The organism is Bacillus sp. RE35 (assembly GCF_052146655.1).
Taxonomy (GTDB): domain Bacteria; phylum Bacillota; class Bacilli; order Bacillales; family Bacillaceae_G; genus Bacillus_A; species Bacillus_A cereus.
This window is the reverse complement of sequence record NZ_CP197377.1, coordinates 202,938-222,093: the sequence shown is the minus strand read 5'-3', so window position 1 is coordinate 222,093 and position 19,156 is coordinate 202,938. Positions and strand designations below refer to the sequence as shown.

Sequence of the window (19,156 nt, the reverse complement as noted above, 5' to 3'; positions counted from 1 at the left end):
CTCACCTACCGTCTCATCTTTGGATCTAATGCATCACGAAGTGCATCACCAAGTAAATTAATTGATACAACTGTTATAAAGATTGCAAAACCAGGCGGAATCCATAACCATGGACGCTTTTGGAAATCGATTAATGAGTTAGCTGCGCTAATCATGTTCCCCCATGATGGTGTAGGTGGAACGACTCCAAGACCTAAGTAACTTAGTGCGGATTCTCCCAAAATAGAACCTGCAACACCTAATGTAGATACGACAATTAAAATAGGTAAAACATTAGGTATTAAGTGATATATAATTTTCCGGTAATCTTTTATTCCTAACACATCCGCAGCTTGCATAAATGCTTGCTCCCTAAGTGATAAAATTTGCCCTCTTACAAGGCGTGCAAGCCCTGGCCAACCTACTAAACTTAAAATAATCATAATGACATACAAACGATAATCAGACGGTACTTTCCACTCTGATAAAATCGCACCCATTATAATAAGTAACGGTAATCCTGGCATCGACATTAAAATATCTGCAAGTCGCATAATAATATTGTCCACAATACCACGATAAAAACCTGCAATCGCTCCTAATAAAGCTCCAAGTATAACCGATAAAACCATTGAAGCTAAACCAATGGTTAATGAAATACGTCCCGCTTGCATAAGCCTTGTTAAAATATCTCTTCCTAATTGATCTGTACCAAGCCAATGAGAAAAACTAGGTGGTTTGTTAATGAGCGCAACTTGTATTTTTCCTGATGCATATGGAGAAAAGAACGGACCGATAAAACAAAATAAAAACATAAAAATTAATGCATAAAACCCTACAAGTGCCATCTTATTTTTCTTTATCTTTTTAAAAGCTTGTCGCCATGGTGATGATTCATTTCTTCTCTTTTTTTCTTTTTTTTCTGTAATTACTGTAACAGTCTCCATTTCTTTCCCCCCTTACTTCAACCGAATTCTTGGATCAACAACTGCATATACAATATCTGCTAAAAAGTTTGAAACGATTGTTAAACAAGAAAGAAACATCGTAAATGCCATCAATACTGTATAGTCACGGAAATTTAATGCTTCTAATTGAATATTACCAATCCCTGGCCAGTTAAAAATTTGTTCAATAATAATTGCCCCAGAAAACAATCCAGGTAATTCAAATGCTAATAACGTAATTGCCGGTAAAATTGCATTTTTTAATGCATGCTTATAAATAACCGTCTTCTCCTTCAAACCTTTCGCTCTTGCTGTTCGTATGTAATCTTGTCTTACAACCTCTAACATACTTGTTCTAAAATAACGAGTTAGCGAGCCGACCCCAAGAAGTGTCAAAATAAATACTGGTAAAATCATATGTTTTGCAACTTCTATCACGTAAGCAAATCCTGTTGAATTACTGCCAACATCAATCATTCCACCTATCGGTAATAACTTAAAGTCAACCGCAAACACCTTAATTAAAAACAAACCGATAAAGAATGAAGGGAATGACATTGCTGCAAAAACACCGATTGTTACAAGTTTATCGAATAAAGAATGTTGCTTCGTCGCCGAGAATACACCGATAATAAGTGCAATTAGCCAAATAAAAAACAATGCAATAATTGCTACACTAAAAGAATTCCAAATAAATTTATTTAATAATGACGTTACAGGCTCTTGATATTGAAGCGAGAAGCCAAAGTCCCCTTGCAATACATTACCTAACCAATGAAAATAACGCTCAACAATTGGTTTGTTCAACCCATATAACTCCCTCAGTTCAGCTGCTCTTTCCGGTGTAATTTTCGGGTTTGAATCAATATAATCCCCAGGAAGAAGTGCGAACAGGACGAAGATAATAATTGATGTACCAAGCAGTGTAGGAATCATTTGTAACAACCTACGAACAATATATGTTTTCACCCTTTTTCTCTCCAATCTTATGCTTAAAATAGAAGAACATTTTTTCAAAGCGGCACATTACTAACCGAATGAAAAAATGTCTTCTACTTATACATTCTTATCGTTATTTTTCAAATGATAATACTGGTAAGTTTGCACTAATACTGTTGTACTTTTCAGGATCAATTCCTTTTATATTCCCGTTATAACCAGTAATTGTTCTACGGTAGTTTAATAGAATTACTGGTGGATCATCACTTAATTCTTTATACAATTCTTTATAAATAGGTTTACGCTTTTCGATATCTACAGTTTCAATACCTTTTTGAATTAGCTCATCTACTTTTGCATTCTTATAACCAAGACTAGTTTCATTTGCAGTAGACAAATATTCACCAGCTGTTTCACTCGGATCACTTGTAATCGGTGTCGAAACAGAAGCTAAATCATAATCCCCTTTGTTTACCTTAGAAAGCATCGTATTAAAGTCCATAAATTCAGGATTAAACTCTACACCTATTTCTTTATAATTCTCTTTCGCAATCGGAATTAATAAATCACTATCTTTAGCCGAACTTGGACCGAAATAAGAAAGTTTTAATTTTTGACCATCTTTTTCACGAATTCCATCCGAACCAACTTTCCACCCTGCTTCATCTAATAATTTTTTCGCTTTTTCTTTATCGTATTCGTATTTATTAACTCCTTCTTCCGTATAAGCCCAAGAAGTTGGATGAATTGGTACATTGGCTACTGTACCGTATCCTTTTAACGCTGTATCAACATATTTTTTGCGGTCTAATCCGTAAATAAGTGCTTGGCGAACCTTTTTATCCTTTAAGTAAGGCTTATTATTATTCATATAAATATAACTAAATGACGGTGCTGTTTCGATTTGGATATTGGCGAATTCTAAAGCCTTAGCCTGTTCAAGAACCTCATCACCAGTACCTAAGCCAGTATGGTCAACTTCTCCTGTTTGGAATAACTGAAGCTTCGTATCACCAGAAGTAATTTTATAAATGAAGTTTTGAATTTTTGGTTTACCCGCATAATAATTTTCGTTTGCTACAAAACGAACTTCTTGACCTGGAATATACTTTTCAAATTTATATGGACCCGCAGCTAATGGCTTTCCATATAAATCTTTTAAGTAATCTAAGCTTGTATTTTGCTTATAATCTTTTCCATAATAAGCTTTTGATAGTACTGTACCTCCTAAAACAAATATAGCTTGTGAATTCACTTTTTCAGTTGTAATTTTAATTGTTTGTGGATCAACAACTTGAATACCTTCAATTGAAGTTGCTTTTCCTTCCTTATATTCTTTACCACCTTTAACCGCATATTGAGAGATATCTACTTCACCTTCATATGCCTTATCATGTAAAAGCGTCAATGTGAAAGCTACATCATCCGCCGTTAATGGCGATCCATCACTAAATTTCAAATCTTTACGTAAATGGAATGTATATGTTAACTGATCAGAAGAAACGTCCCACTTCTCAGCTAATTCTGGAATTGGTTTCCCTTGTTTATCGGTTGATACGAGAGATGCAAAAATAACTGAAGTTACGTTTCCATCCCAACCATTTTGTTGGAAGTATGGCAAAAATACGCCGCCTGGCTTACTAATACCAACTACTAACGTATCTTTTCTATTCTTCGCTTTGTCTGGCACTTTCGTTTTATCTGTCGCAGCGATCTTTTCAATTTTCACATTTTTTAAATCCTGCTGTTTAACCGGCTCTGTAGAAGCCGCGTCCTCCTGTCCCCCACAAGCAGACAACACAAGCGAACTACTCATTAATACCGAAAATACACCAGCCCATTTTTTTGTCTTTTTCTTCATTGTCCCCACCCTAACTTTTTATGATTATACCCTCTGAACGAATTACCTTATGTATGCCTCCCACAGCAACATTTATAGCCAATCGGAAAAGTCGGTTTTAATCGTAAAAAAATAGATGTTTTTGAGGGGTAACAATCTTATTCCGACCTTTCCGGTAGACTTTATGGTTATTAGCTTATATCGTTCATTATGTTTTGTCAATTCTTTCTAAATAAATATTTTTAGAATTTTTCCAAAATTATCACTCTACATTTATACTTTAAGAAAACTCAGCTATAATTCGTATTAAAAAACTTAAAAATCTACTTCTATTCCTTCAACATGAAACATAGAATACTAATAACCAATTACCAAAAAGGGGGCGAAAATATGGACAACCTATTCCAATACGTCCTGCACTACGTATTATTAACAATTATGATAGTCGGAGCGCTATTACTATTCCCGTTCTTCCCAAAGTTCGTCCTCTTTTTAGCTTTTTTTATCATGCTCGGGATCGCTATTATAATTTCAACGAGAGAAGATGCCACACAAAAAGAGAGCAGGGTTCAGCGCGTAAAGCTGTAACTTTGCTCTCTTTTCGTTTTCATTCACTAGTCTCTTTTATACATATTTATCCCGCTATTTGCCGGGCAGTAAGAACCCCACCTCAAAATTCAGCAAAAGCAAAAGAAGTTAGGTCGGAGTCGGGCTGCCCGTAAAAGCCCTCACTTTATCTCTCGGGAAATAATCAGCCTTTGTTTTTGTAATTACTCCTATCGAAAAGCCACTAATGACATTTCTTTTTCACCTTATCATTTTCATATGTTTCACAAACTATGCAAATTGAGGAACACGGATTTATCTAAGTTACTGTTTCACGTGAAACACATCGCTTCATTTAATCTTTAAAGCAAAATATCATTATGAAAAAGCCACTTCCTCCAACAAAACTGAAAGGAAGTGGCTTTCTACTCTTTACTCCACAATATTCTCTAACTCACTATATAACTTCGCTCGTAACAACTCTTTCTTCGTTTTTTCCTCATATAATTTTTCAAGTCTTTCAACATCAGCTACATGTTCCATTTCACATTCTATTGCATATATATCTTCTTCTACATGCATTAACTCATTTTCAATCTCTTCAAGATTCCTAGCTTCTTTCTCTTTTACAGGAACCGTTTCAACACTTTTTCTCCCTTGGCGTTTCTGCTTTATTACTTGCTTCTCAAGCTTTTCCTCCCACTTTTGACGAGCCCATGCATAGTTTCCTGCAAACTCAAATAATTTACATTCATCAATCCAGTACGTCTTTTCAAATAACTTATTTAAAAAATAACGATCATGTGAAACAGCTAGGATTGTTCCATTATATTGCTCAAGGGCTTCCTCTAAAACTTCCCTTGATTCAATATCAAGATGGTTTGTCGGCTCATCTAGAATTAGAAAATTGATGTCTTGATACATAAGTTGCGCAAGTCTTAACCTCATTTTTTCTCCACCGCTCAGTTGCGTTACTTTCTTAAATACTGCTGGACCATAAAATAAAAACTTAGCCAATATATGTCTTGCTTCTCCTTCTGTTACAGCTACATACTCTCTAAACGCTTCCAATACATTACTCTTCACATTTCCATACGTATGCTGTGATAAATAACCAATTTTGACACTACTACCAATTCGAATTTCACCAACGTCTGGATTTATTTCTTCTAATAGTAGTTTTAATAATGTGGTCTTTCCTGTACCATTACGACCAACGATAGCCGCACGCTCTTGAAAACGAACATGTAAATTCGCTTGTTCAAATAAAGGTCGTCCAGCAAAACCTTTACTCACTTCTTTCATTACAACAACATCTTTCCCGCTTCTCTCTTGCCCTTCAAACTGAAGACCCATCTGTTTTCGTTCTAAAATTGGCCTCTTTAATTTCTCTATACGTTCTAACGCACGTTCCATATTTCTCGCTCTTTTATGCAATCCTTCATTCGGAGGGTTCGCTTGATTTGCCCATTCACGTAGACGCTTAATTGCTTCTTTCATTTTCTTTATTTTCTTTTGCTGCTCTTGATAAGCTTGAAACTCTTGAAGTAATCTTTCTTCCTTCTCCTCGACGAACTGAGAATAATTCGTATGGTACACGTGAATCTCTCCATCTTCCAAATCAAAAATTTTCGTTACAACTTCATCAAGGAAATAGCGATCGTGTGAAATAACCATAACTGTTCCAGTATATTCTTTTAAAAATTTCTCTAACCATTCAACTGCAAACAAATCTAAATGATTTGTTGGTTCATCTAATAGAAGTAAATCTGGTTTCTGCAATAACATATATGCAAGGCTAACTTTCGTCTGTTCTCCTCCACTTAATTCCGTAAATACTCTTGGAAATAAGTCTGTTACTTGTAAGCCATTTGCTACCTTCATTATATTTGCCTCTATTTCATAACCACCGAGAAATGCAAATTTTTCTTGAATTATTCCGTACCTCTCCATTAGCTTTTGCAATGAAGATTGTTCCTGCTCCTCCGCCATATTTTTTTCTAAAGCATGCATTTCTTTTTCTAATTCCTTTTCTACTTTAAAAGCGGAACTCAATACATCATATACATTCATGACCTCATCAAACTTCGGAATTTGTGCGACATGACCAATACGTGTACCTTTCTTCATATGGATGGCTCCTGCATCCAAACTCTCCCTTCCCGTTAGAAGTCCAAAGATTGTTGTCTTCCCACTACCGTTACGACCAACTAACCCAACACGTTCACCATTCTTTATTTCAAGCGATATATTTTCAAATATGATGTTTCCACCAAAAGATTTCATTACATTATTTACACTACAAATAGTCATTTTCCGTACTCCTTTCAATATAAAAAACCATGAGAAAGAAACATTCCCCATGGTTTTCGGCATAGAAAAAGGAAGCCAAATAGCTCCCTTTTCACACGTTTATTAAAAATGGGTGAAGAGATTTCTATCGTTCAATAGTCACTATGCAATTGTTAAAAAAGGGCATACGTATCCCGTTAACAACTACATCATGAAAAATCGCACGACAAAAATAAATAAAATCTAAAAATTTGGCACGCGCAGCTAAAGAACGTTTCATCTCATTCACCCCTTTCGTACGGAATTTAATACTTACTTCTTTATTATACTTTCCAATTTCATGTTTGAATAGTCATTTTTCTGAAAATAATGAAGATAGACTAAACATTTCAATAAGTGACATCAAATCTTACAAAACTGTTATGTTCACGTAATGGAAAGCGATAGTACGAAAAGATGCCTCCCTATACAATAAAGATGTAAACAAGCGAGACAAACAAAAGGAGGAAACAAACATGATGAAAGAAATCGTAAAAGCAATCTTTGAGGTATTAGTGAACGGACAAGCAGTTGTAAAAGAACTAAATGAACTATAAAAAGGAGTGAAGAAATATGATGAACATGGTGAAAATGATTTTACACGCTTTAGTCGATGCAAAAGCAGTTAGCCAAGAATTAAACCAACAATAAAAAGGGGTATATGAATATGAAGAAAGCCATTATTATAATTGCAAGCACAGCAATTACCTTATATACAATAAAAAAGAGAAAAAAGAAAAATAATGAAAATGTTCTATATTATCCATACACGCTATTAGAGAAAAAATAAAAGACAAGGTACCCTATCGTAATGAGGATATCTTGTCTTTTATTTTTCCCCTATTCCTTTAGAGGATTTCCTTCTCCTTTTCCCGAATGTATTAAGCGGGATTTTTACACATATTTTAAAGGGGCATATATACAAATGGATACACAACAACTATATTTTTTAAACGATATCGGTAAACAAAAACCAGAAAGTATTCGGAATAGAAGCGCTGCATGTCCATTTTGCGATAAAGAACAATTAACGGATATTTTAGCAACTGATGGTTCTATTATTTGGTTAAAAAATAAATTTCCTACATTACAAGATACATTTCAAACAGTGTTAATCGAAACCGATAATTGCGAAGATCATATCGCAACATATACAGAAGAACATATGAGAAAATTAATGCAATTTTCTATTCAACATTGGTTACACTTACAGAAGAACGAAGAGTTCGCATCTGTGATTTTATATAAAAATCACGGTCCATTTTCAGGTGGAAGTTTGCATCATGCACACATGCAAATTATCGGAATGAAATATGTAGATTATCTTGAAAATATTGAAGAAGAAAATTTCCAAGGGTTAATTGTTCAAAAAAATGAATGCATTGAGCTTAATATTTCAGAGCGTCCCATTATTGGCTTCACTGAATTCAATATAATCATTGATAACATTTCATATATAGATGAAATGGCAAATTACATTCAGCAAACTGTACGTTACATACTGACAGATTTCCATAAAGGATGCAGTAGTTATAACTTATTCTTCTATTACTTAAATGGAAAAATCATTTGTAAAGTTGTACCTAGATTTGTCGTTTCACCATTGTATGTAGGATATAAAATACCGCAAGTTTCTACAAAACTAGAAGAGGTGAAAATACAACTCACGCAGTATTTCACGAAAGAAAAGGATGAAATTATTCATAAAAAAACAGAGTAGGTATAGAAAACCTACTCTTTAATTACACCTTTATTTCGATAGTACACATCTTCTAATCCGATGTTATACTTCATGTTATTATCCGTCCACTCTGGCCCTAAATTCCCTGGCCATCCAGATGTATTCGCTATATATTTCAGTAATGCAAAATCAGTCAAACCTTTTTGCACCCCACGCTTATATCCTTTCATTAAATGCGGCATTGCAATTTGCGCATTTGTACGTGGATCTTTCAGCTCATCATCAGTTAAATGCTCTGGTGCAAGCCCGCCGCCGCGGTGTAGTTGAAACAATCCGAATGAAGTTCCATTATCTCCAACACTTCTTGGATTTAATCGACTTTCATGCTCGGCAATTGCAAGAGGTATCCATTCTGGAAGATTTACTTTCTTCGCTTCCTCTATAATGATTTGTTTCATCTGTTTTGCTTCTTCTGAATCAACATAGCTTGTTCCATTCACTAGCTTATCCATTCCTTCAGACTTTCCTTGGAAATATAAATATACTCCAAGAACAACTAAAAATCCTACAAAGAATTTCTTCACTACCTCTACCTCTTTCTCCGCTGAAATTTGTCCCCTTTCAGCCTTCCCTTTACAATTACCTACATTCTATTACTCTTTTATCATAGCAAATAACTATACATATTATCATCATGCTTTAGACCGATTTTGTGAAAAAACAGCTGGTAAATACGGGCAAAAATGTAACTTTCATAGACTATAACGCATTTATTGTATATAATTGTAAACTGAACTCTATATATAGAATAGGAGCGTACAAAATGAAAAAATGCCTAACACTCTTGTTCAGCATTTTACTACTCATCCCTACCTACACCTCTGCACAAACATCATCAAAACCAAAAGTACTTGTTTTGTATAGTACACAAGACGATAAAGTTTCAAATAATGTCCAAATCCTTAATACTCAATTAGGACATTTTACAAATGATATAACCGTAAAAAACTTAAAAGAAGCAACTTCAATTAATAACGTATCCTCCTATACACATATTGTTTATATCGGTGAAACAAAAGAAGCGTTTTCTGATGAAACGAAACAATTTCTAGAAAACTTCTCCGGCCCTGTATTAGTATTAGGACAAAATGTTGAACAATTATCTAAGCGTTTTTCTTTCATTACTTTGAATAGTGATGATATACGAGTTAATAAAATTGAATATCCAGACAAGAAGCTAAAAAATACCTTAGAGGAGGAACGATTAATTCAATCATTTGATACGAATGGAACTGTGCTTGCTAACGCCTTAAGCTCAAATAACACTAACCCACTAATCGTTCAGCATGAAACATCTTATTATGTTGCAACACCTAACCTCTTTGACTGGATGTCTCATTACGTCGGTGAAATGTTATTTTCTTATTTCAGCCAAAAACCAACGAAAAATAAAGTTGAAGCTTATTTACGCCTTGAGGATGTTCACCCCGCAGCAGATATAAATCAATTGAAAGAAATTGCTGAATTACTAAAAGAGAAAAAGATGCCTTACATGATTACTGTTATTCCGGTATATAAAGATCCAGATACAGGAAAGATAATACATTTAAAAGATAAACCAGAACTAGTTGATCTTTTACGCTCTATGCAAGATGATGGTGCAGCAATTATTATGCATGGTTATACTCACCAATTTTATGACAGTGAAACAGGTGAAGGCTTTGAATTTTGGGATGTAAAAACAGATCAACCAATTCGCCAACCGAAGCATGAAAAACCGAAGACAAAAGATGACTTTCCAAATATAGAGGCATATAACCAATATGTAAAAAAAGGGGAAGAATTCGAGGAAAAATATACGAAAGATCATATCGAAAAAGGAATTCAAGAACTTGTAGATGCTAAACTATATCCTGTTGCCTTTGAAGCACCTCATTACACGATGTCTCAAAAAGGATATGAAATATTATCAAGGTACTTTTCAACTTATGTAGGACAACTACAGTTAAATGATACAACTTGGAAATCCATGCACTCACCATATTATACAAGTACTCCATCATTTTTACATGGAATGAAACTATTGCCTGAAACAGTCGGATTTATTGAAGAAGATACGCCACAAACTACTGCTAAAATGAAAGAGCGTGCTCTATCTGTTTCTAAATTATCCGATGGAGTTATTGGTGCATTCTATCATCCTTACTTAGGTGCGAAACCATTAAAAGAAGTGTTAAAGGATCTAGAAAGTATTCCAAATATAGAATGGATTGATTTACAAAAGGAAAAGAATGAAGTAAAAATGAAAGATATTCATATTACGACGAATAAAGACGGCATTCACGTTGAAAAACCAACCAGTGCGAATGACATAATTGATTATATAAAGCAATATGGCTTCTTCCTTATGCTAGGGTTCGTTATCATTGTCTTTCTTTTATTATTAAAACGTGCGAAAAAATTAGAATCCTAATACAAAACCACCGAGCGGAACGCTTGGTGGTTTTTTGTCCTATATCAAACCGTGGCATTTTATTAAATAAATTCAACTTTTACTTTTTCTGTTACATGATTAAAACTATAATTCTCCTATCCTTTCAAATAAAATCGACTTGTATTTTCATATATTGTTTCTGTGACCTTATCAATGGATATGTTTTTTATAGAACTAATTTCCTTTAATACCTCTCGAATCATTCTTGGGTGCGTTATAACATCTTCTTGAAATTCCCACGGACCATCTGTTTCTACCATCATATATTCAAGCGGATAATACGAAACGATTTTTCTAATCTTCTCCTTATGTAAAACATCCGGTGTAATCGAAATATAATAACCATTTCTCATCATCCGTTTCATTGTTTCATCGCTTCCTTTAAACCAATGAAAGTGTGCACGTGAAACTTTAGATTTCTCTAGCAAATCACATACAATGTCAGCATCTTCATAAACTGCGTGTAATACAATCGGCAAATTATACTTACTAGCTAGTTCTATAAATTTTTTCAATACAGCTATGTATGGATCTGCAGCAATTCTTTCATCTTCTTTTCTCAAATAATAGGGCAAACCTACTTCACCAATCGCAACAATTTCCTCTGCGTTCTGTTCAATAAGTTGATAAATCTGTTCACACTCTTCTTTATGAATCTGTTGCTCTGGATGAAACCCTATCGCTGGATATATAAAGGGATACTTCTTCGCTAAAGATAACGTTTCCTTACAAGATTGATAATTCATAGATACTGCAATAAGCCCCTTTATTTCCTTACTATTTTCCACCTCTTTCAGCAATCTGCTCTTCTCTTCATCCTTATATTGATCAACATGTATATGACTATCAATCCATTTCATCTTTATGCCCCCATAAAAAAAACAAGAAAGGACTTCCTTTCTTGTTTTAGCATCTATATTATTTAACAATTAAGTTTGTTATGATATCAAATAATCCAATACACACTACGGCAACAGTAAAGTAGCTACAGAAATCTTTAATTGGTAACTTCACTACTTCTTCTTTACGCATCCCATTCTTCTCCCTTCTTACTAGATCCCTAATTATTTTTCTATCTGTATCTATTATGCAAAAAATATGACAAATTTACTATCGAATTAACTTACGTAAACCTTACAATGTTGTAAGGTTTAAAAAAGGATCCCCATCTTTATTCAGATGAGGATTATTAAAAATTAGTTGGTTTTTCATTCTTCATTACAAACAGAAAGTAATACATTGAGACTTTCTAGTTACACTATATGAAAATTACTATCTTTTAACTATCGAATTACATTACAGAAGGCTTACATGTTTGTAAGTTATGTGTAATGTAATTCGATAGTTCCCCTTACTTATATTTCGTACAATAAAGTTAGAAAGTAAGCCAAATAAGAAGAACACTCACATAACCAAATTACATTGCTAGTAGCTACTCTTCTTATACCTTTCACCCATGCTACTACAATGTACCCCCTTCCCCTTTATATAATAAAAAAGCCTTAGTCTATATGGACTAAGGCTTTTTTATTAATCCCAAAAATACCCTTACCCAGTATTTTTATTTTCGACAAAAAATAGCCGGGGGTATATTTCACTATCTCATCGTTAAAAGTTTGCTCTTCGCATTTATAGGAATATTTGCAACCTCAATCTCTTCAATCGATTCACCGTAACGTCCTTTTGCAAAAACCTTTAATGCTTCATCTCTCTTTAACATATGCTTAACCGTTTTCTTTATTTTCTGCTCTCTACCACGTTCATCGAATGCAATAAATTCATATTCATACCACTCATCACCAATATGCTGACCAATTGTATTCACAACCGTATAGTATTCTTTCGTCTTATAAAATGGATTATATTTATCGATAACTGGTCCAAGTTTCGTAGGCAGTAACATTACTACTATCACTATCATCGCTATTATAGTAGTGATCATTTTTTTCTTCATAATAAACATTCCTCCTCTGCAGGATATATATACATCCATTTTAAAAAGGGGGAATAAAATCTACTATTGAATCTCATTACATTACACTTACATTTTTGTAAGAATTAAAAAAGGTGAACGAATTTGCTCGTTCACCTTTTAGCTTGCTTTAAAACCACCGCCAAGTACATCACGTACATCATGTATAACAACGAAAGCATCTTCATCTACCCGGCTAATAACTTGTTTTAACTTAACAAGCTCTTGTTTATTAATAACAACATATAAAACTTCTTTATTTTTACCAGTATATCCGCCGCGCCCTTCTAATACAGTAACACCGCGTGTCATATTTTTCGTAATAGCTTCACGAATTAAATCTGGTTGATTCGAAATAATCGTAACAGCCGTTTTTGTGTCCATTCCTTCTACAATGAAATCAATCACCTTCGCTCCAATGAACACAGCCACAAGTGTATACATCGCCTTTTCTTGCCCTATTATAAATACAGAACCAGCAATTACAACAATATCAATAATTAGTACGCCTTTACCTACACTCCAACCTAAATATTGATTTGCTAACTGAGCTAAGATTGCTGATCCTCCCGATGTACCTCCGGCTTTGAACATACAACCTAATCCAATTCCCACAAATAAACCAGCAAATAAAGCTGCTAATAATGTATCACTATTTACATGATACTCAATATGTTCTGTAACGTATAAAAACAAAGATGTTTCTACAATCCCTAAAATTGTATAAATCATTGTTTTCTTATCAAAAAATTTATAACCAACAGCTAGTAAAATTGCATTTATAGCAAAGTTCACAATTCCTGGTGACCAATCAAATAAGTAGTACGTAACAACCGTTAAACCAATAATTCCACCTTCCGATAAACGGTTTGGAATTGCAAAGTAATTAATACCAATTGCGAATAATAATGAACCAATTGTAATTAGTGTTATTTCCTTTATACGTTGATTAACCATAGTTCATACCCTCCCCCCATTTGACATTGTATCACTATCTCCTAGAGGTTTAGAAGTGGTTTTTATTCCGCATTTTCCCTCTTAAAAATTGAAATATTATGTTTAAACAGAGGGTTGATTAATTATTCATATTTGCTCTAACTGCACGGACAAATCGCTCCACATTCCCTTTCCGAATATACTTAGCGCGAATGGTTTCATGACTACAAGTAAATTCAAAATACGGATGAAAATCTATGCTATCTATATACAAATATGAATACTCTTTAAATTTTGAAGAATAGTACGGAAATTTCCCGTAAAAAAGGAGACGTCTAGTAGTGGCAACAAAAACCCCATGTTGATACGATAATATAAAATTATCCTTCTCAAATATCCCTACCACAAAAGCCAGAATCTTTTCATCATCATCTACATACTTTTTCATACTCGATAAAAGTTCATTCATGCATATTCCTCCAAATTCTATTCACTGCATTAACACTTGAAAAGAATCCATGGATTATTACAGACCGGTTTAACTCCTTTATAAAGTATGAAACGCGTTTCCTGTCAAAGATATTTCAAAAAAATAATCCGTTATGCGATTATACACATAACGGATTACGATTAAACTGTAGAGCGTTCCACAAGTTCGTATGGAATTTCCAGCTTTTCTTGTTCAGAACTCTCGTCATTCACTTTTCTATGCAACATTTCAAAAGCAGTTTTCCCTATCTCCTTTAAATTTTGATCAATAGTTGTCAATTGTAACACTTGCGAGATAGGTTGATTATCAAAGCCAATAATCGCTAAATCCTCAGGAACTTGAATCCCTAATTTTTCAACCTCTGTCATAACCCCAATCGCAACTTCATCACCTGCTACTATTAATGCTTCAGGAAGATCCTGCATCTCTTTTAACTTATGAGCCACTTTTACACCATCTTCTAGTGTAAAACATTCTGTAAAAATCCATTCTTCATTAACCTCTTCGTCTATAGATTGCAATTGCTGTTTATAAACATCAAAACGCTTTTGACTACTCGGCCCTAATTTTCTTCCCGTACAATAACCAATTTTTTTATAACCTTTCTCAATCAAATAATCCATTCCTAATTGAAAGGCCGCTGAATGATTCGTATATACACTTGAGATGTTTGAAATATCATTGTCTTCACAAGCAATTATTGCGCCGTAAGAAGCATACGGTTCTATCGTTTCCCAATCATTTGCACGTGAACAAATAATAAGACCATCCAATTGTTTTGTTTTTAACATATGTAAACTTTTCATTTCTTCTTTTTTATTATAATTCGTTTGGCAAAGTAGCACCCTGTAATTATGCGCTAACGCAGTCTCCATCATTCCGCTCACCATCGCATCAAAACACGGATGATTAATATACGGTAAAATCACACCAACAATATTCGTTTTTCCTTTTGATAAATGAACAGCATTTGCGTTTTGCGAGTAATTCAATTTCTCAACTATCTCTATAACCGCTTTTCTTTTTTCTTCACTTACATATGGGTGATCATTCAACACTCTCGAAACAGTCGTAACTGAAACTCCCGCCATCTTTGCAATATCTTTAATATTAGCCATACACTCACCTCTACCTTTAACTTAATGAATCTCATGAACATATGTCAAATCTTCTTATCATTACACCTTCATTCGTTTCTCTTACAAAAGTGTAATTTTTCTGTAAGCTAATTCGATAGTGACTTTCCGCAACATTTCATACAATTAAGTCAGAAACAAGGTAACAACTATTCGAAAAGGAGCGGATTAATATGATGAACAAAATAAAAACGAACAATTTCTTACATACAATGGGCATGGTATTTTCCGCTCTTATCGACGCAAAAGCTGTTGCTTCTACATTAAACAAGTAAGGAGAATGTATTATGAATAACATCACTTTTAACAAATTAGATTTTTTAGGACTAGCTAGTGGCTCGATTCTTCTTACTGCTTTTATTTACGCCGCTACGCTTGTATAACTTTGTGTCCCCTTTCCCCTTTATTATAAATAGTAATAGAAAAGACGACCGTCTATGCCCGGTCGTCTTTTCTTATTTTTGATTTGATTGCAAAGCTTCTTTTAACTCCTCAAACTTCTCATTTAATTGATCTGTCATCATTTTCATAGCGGTTTTTCGATCTATTTGTTCTCCAGCCTCAATTTGAATTGGATCTCCAAAAATCAATTGTGCCTTTTTCCCCTTTATTAATTCTTTTACACTTGATGGACCAACATAAGCTGCTGGTACTAACGGAACATTGGAACGCATCGCAATTGTCACAGCACCCGCTTTTAATGAAACATCTTCCGCTGATCTTGTTCCACTCGGAAAAATCCCTACTACCTTTCCTTCTTTTAATAAACGTGATGGAATTTTAAGTGTACTTGGTCCTGGATTCGCACGATCTACAGGGAATGCATTTACATTTTTAAAGAACCAATTTTTGAATTTCCCTTCAAATAATTCTTTTTTGGCCATGTAATGAATTTGAGTTGGATACATCCCTGTAGCTAACATTAATACATCCATAAAACTTGTATGTGTACATGCAACAACATAGGGTCCACCTTCTGGTAGCTTTTCTCTTCCTTGTACTTCTACTTTCCCAGCTGTTTTAAATATATATTTCAACAAAAATGTAATTGGTTTATACATTTATTTCGTTCCTTTCTAAACATCCGAAGTATAATCATATTCTTATAATAATTATAACACTAAGTTTTAGGAGTTGGTAATAAAATTAAGGATGAATTGTTAAATTTCAATTCTTACAAAAGTGTAATTTTCTTGTAAGCTAATTCGATAGTTACTTCTTACTATATTTCATACAATTAAGTCAGAAACAGGGCAACAATTATTCGAAAAGGAGTGGATCAATATGATGAACAAAATGAAAACGAACAATTTCTTAAATACAATGGGCATGGTATTATCGGCTCTTTTCGATGCAAAAGCTGTTGCTTCTGCATTAAACAAGTAAGGAGAATGTATTATGAATAACATTACTTTTAACAAATTAGATTTTTTAGGATTAGCTAGCGGCTCTCTTCTTCTTACTGCTTTCATTTACGCTGCTACGCTTGTATAACTTTGTGTCCCCTTTCCCCTTTATATAGAAAAAGACGACCGTCTATGCCCGGTCGTCTTTTTAATTTTTTCTTTCTTTCAATTCTTTTAAAAGCTGTATTAGCTCAGCTTGTTGTTTTATCTTTTTACGACCATTTCGATTAATTGCTGCAAGCTCACAGGCAACTCCGACGGCGAAGAAAAACAATAAACTTTCTAACATGTGAAATCCTCCATTTGCCTATTAAACAGCTTGACGTAATTGTTCTTCTTGTAAAACTCTCTTATTTATATTTTCTTCTTTTCTCTGACAAACGTTATTGCGAATAAGCGCTGCAATAACAAGTACAGTCCCTATAATATCAAACATTGTGATTTGATACCCTTGCATCATCATAATAGCTAAAGTCGTAATTGGTACAAAATTAATAAATAAAATCCCATTAATGGATGATAAAATTTTCACACCATAGTTCCAAGCAAGTAGCGCTACAATACCTGGCAATGTCATCATGAATAACAAATCATATTTCACAATAGAAATCGTTCCCATACTCGGAACTGAAATATATCCAAGCGACGTAATAATTACCGTTATAATTCCTGTAACAGTCGTACCGAATACACACGTCAACGTAGAATAACGTAACGTTGACCAATCACTACAAGTTTGACCACCCATCGTATAAATAACCCACCCTACAACACCAATAAATATAAATGCTAATGGGAACATATTATCTTTCAATGTTACAAAGAAACTCATGTCACCTTTTGTAATAACAAACACAGCTCCTACAAAAGCAATAACCATACTCGTTATCATATACTTCTTCGGTTTTATATGCTTATATCCCCATAAAATACAAATAGAAATCATCGGCATAAGTGCTTCCATAATGGAAGCTACCATTACACCCGACTTACCCATTAACATTTGCCCTAAAAATATGAGGACATTATATACTGTAAATGCCATCGTTCCAAAAAAGACGAGTAACTTTCCTCTTCCCTCTAAACAAAATGCCTGTTTTCCTTCTTTCACTAACAACAATACAATCAGCATTATCGCCACTGCTCCATAGCGAATAAGCGAAAAATAAAATGGATCTATGTATTCTAGCGCATGATCAGCAACTGGAAACATCGCTCCCCATGACATACTCGCAATTAAACACGCCAAAGCCCCTATTATCATTTGACCTCTTCTCACCGCAATCCCCCGTTTCTTTCTATTTGCACAAAGAGAATTGTAAAAGAAAAAATATATCACGTAAAATGATTCAAAATGATGTTAACTATCATTTATAATGATAGTTAACATCAAGGGGGATTACAAAATGGAATTAAGAGACTTACAAATCTTTAAAAGCGTTGCCGATCAGGGTAGTGTAAGTAGCGCAGCAAAGGAATTAAATTATGTACAATCAAATGTAACTGCACGTATTAAACAACTAGAAAACGAATTAAAAACCCCACTCTTTTACCGCCATAAACGAGGAATGACTTTAACAGCTGAAGGAAGAAAAATGCTCGTTTATGTTAGTAAAATTTTGCAAGATGTCGACGAACTAAAACAAGTATTTTTAGATAGCGAAACACCTTCTGGTATATTAAAAATCGGTACAGTCGAAACAGTAAGTACACTGCCTACCATTTTATCTTCTTACTATAAAAGCTATCCGAATGTCGATTTATCATTACAAGCGGGTCTAACAGAAGAATTAATTAGAGAAGTACTTGATCATCAATTAGATGGCGCCTTTATATCAGGTCCTATTAAACATCCACTAATCGAACAATACGATGTTAGTACAGAGAAATTAATGCTTATAACACAAAATAAAGCCTTTCATATAGAAGAATTTACAACAACGCCTCTACTCGTTTTTAACCAAGGATGTGGATACCGCTCCAAACTAGAACGTTGGCTTAAAGACGAAGGTTTGCTACCAAAAAGAATTATGGAATTCAATATATTAGAGACAATATTAAACAGTGTTGCACTCGGTCTCGGAATTACACTCGTACCACAGTCTGCTGTCCATCATCTTTCTAAAGCAGGTAAGGTACATTGTCATGCAATCCCTGAAAAATACGGCAGTATTTCAACGGTTTTCATACGCCGTAAAGATAGCTATATGACGAATTCAATGCGTAGTTTTTTAAAAACAATTGAAGACCATCATCATATCAATATGCTGTGAAAGACATTCTTACATGAATGTCTTTTTTTCTTACAAAAGTGTAAGTCTTTCGTAAGCTAATTCGATAGTTGGAAGTATCCATATTCCCTATAATTAAGACATAAGCAGGGCAACAACTATTCGAAAAGGAGCGGATACGCATGATGAACAATATGAAATCAAATAAATTTTTAAATACAATGGGCA

The 19,156-nt window shown here is 34.0% G+C and carries 21 protein-coding genes; 7 read left to right on the top strand and 14 right to left on the bottom strand.

The genetic code is table 11. The features are described 5' to 3' along the window. Nucleotides 1–5: 5 nt before the first annotated feature. From opp4C to ACTL4X_RS01255, 3 genes are all read right to left on the bottom strand, one after another. Nucleotides 6–926 carry an oligopeptide ABC transporter permease gene (opp4C, locus tag ACTL4X_RS01265; RefSeq protein ID WP_000451077.1) on the bottom strand — a complete coding sequence of 307 codons (921 nt, stop codon included), beginning with the start codon at nucleotides 924–926 and terminating at the stop codon, nucleotides 6–8. Between the two features lie 12 nt (nucleotides 927–938). Next, nucleotides 939–1,895 (bottom strand): ABC transporter permease, encoded by a 957-nt coding sequence (locus ACTL4X_RS01260; RefSeq protein ID WP_134207903.1) that lies wholly within the window; start codon nucleotides 1,893–1,895, stop codon nucleotides 939–941. Nucleotides 1,896–1,998: 103 nt separating this feature from the next. Beyond that, nucleotides 1,999–3,726: an ABC transporter substrate-binding protein gene (locus ACTL4X_RS01255; protein WP_000730692.1), complete on the bottom strand. Its 1,728-nt coding sequence runs from the start codon at nucleotides 3,724–3,726 to the stop codon at nucleotides 1,999–2,001. Nucleotides 3,727–4,095: 369 nt separating this feature from the next. Between ACTL4X_RS01255 and ACTL4X_RS01250 the strand changes: the two genes are divergently transcribed. Beyond that, nucleotides 4,096–4,293, top strand: a complete 198-nt coding sequence (locus ACTL4X_RS01250; RefSeq protein ID WP_000369254.1) for a hypothetical protein — start codon at nucleotides 4,096–4,098, stop codon at nucleotides 4,291–4,293. 390 nt (nucleotides 4,294–4,683) lie between these two features. Here the strand turns inward: ACTL4X_RS01250 and abc-f are convergent, their stop codons facing one another. Next, a complete protein-coding gene (abc-f, locus tag ACTL4X_RS01245) occupies nucleotides 4,684–6,615 on the bottom strand; it encodes a ribosomal protection-like ABC-F family protein (RefSeq protein ID WP_140158362.1) in 1,932 nt (643 codons plus the stop codon). Between the two features lie 73 nt (nucleotides 6,616–6,688). After that, nucleotides 6,689–6,823 carry an RAxF-45 family protein gene (locus ACTL4X_RS01240; protein WP_000830643.1) on the bottom strand — a complete coding sequence of 45 codons (135 nt, stop codon included), beginning with the start codon at nucleotides 6,821–6,823 and terminating at the stop codon, nucleotides 6,689–6,691. Between the two features lie 420 nt (nucleotides 6,824–7,243). Here ACTL4X_RS01240 and ACTL4X_RS01235 point away from each other — a divergent pair, with 420 nt between their 5' ends. After that, nucleotides 7,244–7,372 carry a hypothetical protein gene (locus tag ACTL4X_RS01235; protein WP_002023099.1) on the top strand — a complete coding sequence of 43 codons (129 nt, stop codon included), beginning with the start codon at nucleotides 7,244–7,246 and terminating at the stop codon, nucleotides 7,370–7,372. 135 nt (nucleotides 7,373–7,507) lie between these two features. Beyond that, nucleotides 7,508–8,302: a DUF4931 domain-containing protein gene (locus ACTL4X_RS01230; protein WP_000381024.1), complete on the top strand. Its 795-nt coding sequence runs from the start codon at nucleotides 7,508–7,510 to the stop codon at nucleotides 8,300–8,302. Between the two features lie 11 nt (nucleotides 8,303–8,313). Here ACTL4X_RS01230 and ACTL4X_RS01225 read toward each other — a convergent pair whose 3' ends face one another. After that, a complete protein-coding gene (locus ACTL4X_RS01225) occupies nucleotides 8,314–8,847 on the bottom strand; it encodes a transglycosylase SLT domain-containing protein (protein ID WP_000713249.1) in 534 nt (177 codons plus the stop codon). Nucleotides 8,848–9,086: 239 nt separating this feature from the next. Here ACTL4X_RS01225 and ACTL4X_RS01220 point away from each other — a divergent pair, with 239 nt between their 5' ends. Then, entirely contained in the window at nucleotides 9,087–10,736 is a 1,650-nt protein-coding gene (locus tag ACTL4X_RS01220) for a DUF2334 domain-containing protein (RefSeq protein ID WP_086401868.1), read from the top strand. Between the two features lie 116 nt (nucleotides 10,737–10,852). Here ACTL4X_RS01220 and ACTL4X_RS01215 read toward each other — a convergent pair whose 3' ends face one another. The 5 genes from ACTL4X_RS01215 to ACTL4X_RS01195 all read right to left on the bottom strand — a co-directional run bounded on the left by ACTL4X_RS01215 (nucleotide 10,853) and on the right by ACTL4X_RS01195 (nucleotide 15,273). Next, a complete protein-coding gene (locus ACTL4X_RS01215; RefSeq protein WP_086401867.1) occupies nucleotides 10,853–11,617 on the bottom strand; it encodes a TatD family hydrolase in 765 nt (254 codons plus the stop codon). A 737-nt stretch (nucleotides 11,618–12,354) separates the two neighbouring features. Further along, nucleotides 12,355–12,711 carry a YxeA family protein gene (locus ACTL4X_RS01210; protein ID WP_000728422.1) on the bottom strand — a complete coding sequence of 119 codons (357 nt, stop codon included), beginning with the start codon at nucleotides 12,709–12,711 and terminating at the stop codon, nucleotides 12,355–12,357. 138 nt (nucleotides 12,712–12,849) lie between these two features. After that, nucleotides 12,850–13,686, bottom strand: coding sequence for a YitT family protein (locus ACTL4X_RS01205; RefSeq protein WP_000248045.1), 837 nt, complete (start codon nucleotides 13,684–13,686; stop codon nucleotides 12,850–12,852). Between the two features lie 118 nt (nucleotides 13,687–13,804). Beyond that, on the bottom strand, nucleotides 13,805–14,134 hold the full coding sequence (locus tag ACTL4X_RS01200) for a PH domain-containing protein (RefSeq protein WP_086401866.1): 330 nt from the start codon (nucleotides 14,132–14,134) through the stop codon (nucleotides 13,805–13,807). Nucleotides 14,135–14,295: 161 nt separating this feature from the next. After that, entirely contained in the window at nucleotides 14,296–15,273 is a 978-nt protein-coding gene (locus tag ACTL4X_RS01195) for a LacI family DNA-binding transcriptional regulator (RefSeq protein ID WP_001273903.1), read from the bottom strand. A 305-nt stretch (nucleotides 15,274–15,578) separates the two neighbouring features. Here ACTL4X_RS01195 and ACTL4X_RS01190 point away from each other — a divergent pair, with 305 nt between their 5' ends. Continuing rightward, a complete protein-coding gene (locus tag ACTL4X_RS01190; RefSeq protein WP_001059999.1) occupies nucleotides 15,579–15,674 on the top strand; it encodes a DUF3948 family protein in 96 nt (31 codons plus the stop codon). 72 nt (nucleotides 15,675–15,746) lie between these two features. Here ACTL4X_RS01190 and ACTL4X_RS01185 read toward each other — a convergent pair whose 3' ends face one another. Next, nucleotides 15,747–16,352: a lysophospholipid acyltransferase family protein gene (locus ACTL4X_RS01185; RefSeq protein ID WP_000277778.1), complete on the bottom strand. Its 606-nt coding sequence runs from the start codon at nucleotides 16,350–16,352 to the stop codon at nucleotides 15,747–15,749. Between the two features lie 337 nt (nucleotides 16,353–16,689). On the opposite strand from ACTL4X_RS01185, the gene ACTL4X_RS01180 reads away from it, so the two are divergent. Then, nucleotides 16,690–16,785 carry a DUF3948 family protein gene (locus ACTL4X_RS01180; RefSeq protein ID WP_001060007.1) on the top strand — a complete coding sequence of 32 codons (96 nt, stop codon included), beginning with the start codon at nucleotides 16,690–16,692 and terminating at the stop codon, nucleotides 16,783–16,785. Nucleotides 16,786–16,845: 60 nt separating this feature from the next. Here ACTL4X_RS01180 and ACTL4X_RS01175 read toward each other — a convergent pair whose 3' ends face one another. Both ACTL4X_RS01175 and ACTL4X_RS01170 read right to left on the bottom strand, forming a co-directional pair. Next, a complete protein-coding gene (locus ACTL4X_RS01175) occupies nucleotides 16,846–16,986 on the bottom strand; it encodes a YrzO family protein (protein WP_000894065.1) in 141 nt (46 codons plus the stop codon). Nucleotides 16,987–17,007: 21 nt separating this feature from the next. Continuing rightward, entirely contained in the window at nucleotides 17,008–17,976 is a 969-nt protein-coding gene (locus ACTL4X_RS01170; protein WP_002182372.1) for a DMT family transporter, read from the bottom strand. Nucleotides 17,977–18,103: 127 nt separating this feature from the next. On the opposite strand from ACTL4X_RS01170, the gene ACTL4X_RS01165 reads away from it, so the two are divergent. Then, nucleotides 18,104–18,970, top strand: coding sequence for a LysR family transcriptional regulator (locus tag ACTL4X_RS01165; RefSeq protein ID WP_000423031.1), 867 nt, complete (start codon nucleotides 18,104–18,106; stop codon nucleotides 18,968–18,970). The last annotated feature ends 186 nt before the right edge of the window (nucleotides 18,971–19,156 follow it).

What these genes read in the sequence shown, in the direction of transcription:
- opp4C (WP_000451077.1), bottom strand. Translation starts at nt 926, where the DNA reads ATGGAGACTGTTACAGTAATTACAGAAAAAAAAGAAAAAAAGAGAAGA.
- ACTL4X_RS01255 (WP_000730692.1), bottom strand. Translation starts at nt 3,726, where the DNA reads ATGAAGAAAAAGACAAAAAAATGGGCTGGTGTATTTTCGGTATTAATG.
- ACTL4X_RS01250 (WP_000369254.1), top strand. Translation starts at nt 4,096, where the DNA reads ATGGACAACCTATTCCAATACGTCCTGCACTACGTATTATTAACAATT.
- abc-f (WP_140158362.1), bottom strand. Translation starts at nt 6,615, where the DNA reads ATGGGGAATGTTTCTTTCTCATGGTTTTTTATATTGAAAGGAGTACGG.
- ACTL4X_RS01240 (WP_000830643.1), bottom strand. Translation starts at nt 6,823, where the DNA reads ATGAAACGTTCTTTAGCTGCGCGTGCCAAATTTTTAGATTTTATTTAT.
- ACTL4X_RS01235 (WP_002023099.1), top strand. Translation starts at nt 7,244, where the DNA reads ATGAATATGAAGAAAGCCATTATTATAATTGCAAGCACAGCAATTACC.
- ACTL4X_RS01230 (WP_000381024.1), top strand. Translation starts at nt 7,508, where the DNA reads ATGGATACACAACAACTATATTTTTTAAACGATATCGGTAAACAAAAA.
- ACTL4X_RS01220 (WP_086401868.1), top strand. Translation starts at nt 9,087, where the DNA reads ATGAAAAAATGCCTAACACTCTTGTTCAGCATTTTACTACTCATCCCT.
- ACTL4X_RS01215 (WP_086401867.1), bottom strand. Translation starts at nt 11,617, where the DNA reads ATGAAATGGATTGATAGTCATATACATGTTGATCAATATAAGGATGAA.
- ACTL4X_RS01210 (WP_000728422.1), bottom strand. Translation starts at nt 12,711, where the DNA reads ATGAAGAAAAAAATGATCACTACTATAATAGCGATGATAGTGATAGTA.
- ACTL4X_RS01205 (WP_000248045.1), bottom strand. Translation starts at nt 13,686, where the DNA reads ATGGTTAATCAACGTATAAAGGAAATAACACTAATTACAATTGGTTCA.
- ACTL4X_RS01200 (WP_086401866.1), bottom strand. Translation starts at nt 14,134, where the DNA reads ATGAATGAACTTTTATCGAGTATGAAAAAGTATGTAGATGATGATGAA.
- ACTL4X_RS01195 (WP_001273903.1), bottom strand. Translation starts at nt 15,273, where the DNA reads ATGGCTAATATTAAAGATATTGCAAAGATGGCGGGAGTTTCAGTTACG.
- ACTL4X_RS01190 (WP_001059999.1), top strand. Translation starts at nt 15,579, where the DNA reads ATGAATAACATCACTTTTAACAAATTAGATTTTTTAGGACTAGCTAGT.
- ACTL4X_RS01185 (WP_000277778.1), bottom strand. Translation starts at nt 16,352, where the DNA reads ATGTATAAACCAATTACATTTTTGTTGAAATATATATTTAAAACAGCT.
- ACTL4X_RS01180 (WP_001060007.1), top strand. Translation starts at nt 16,690, where the DNA reads ATGAATAACATTACTTTTAACAAATTAGATTTTTTAGGATTAGCTAGC.
- ACTL4X_RS01175 (WP_000894065.1), bottom strand. Translation starts at nt 16,986, where the DNA reads ATGTTAGAAAGTTTATTGTTTTTCTTCGCCGTCGGAGTTGCCTGTGAG.
- ACTL4X_RS01165 (WP_000423031.1), top strand. Translation starts at nt 18,104, where the DNA reads ATGGAATTAAGAGACTTACAAATCTTTAAAAGCGTTGCCGATCAGGGT.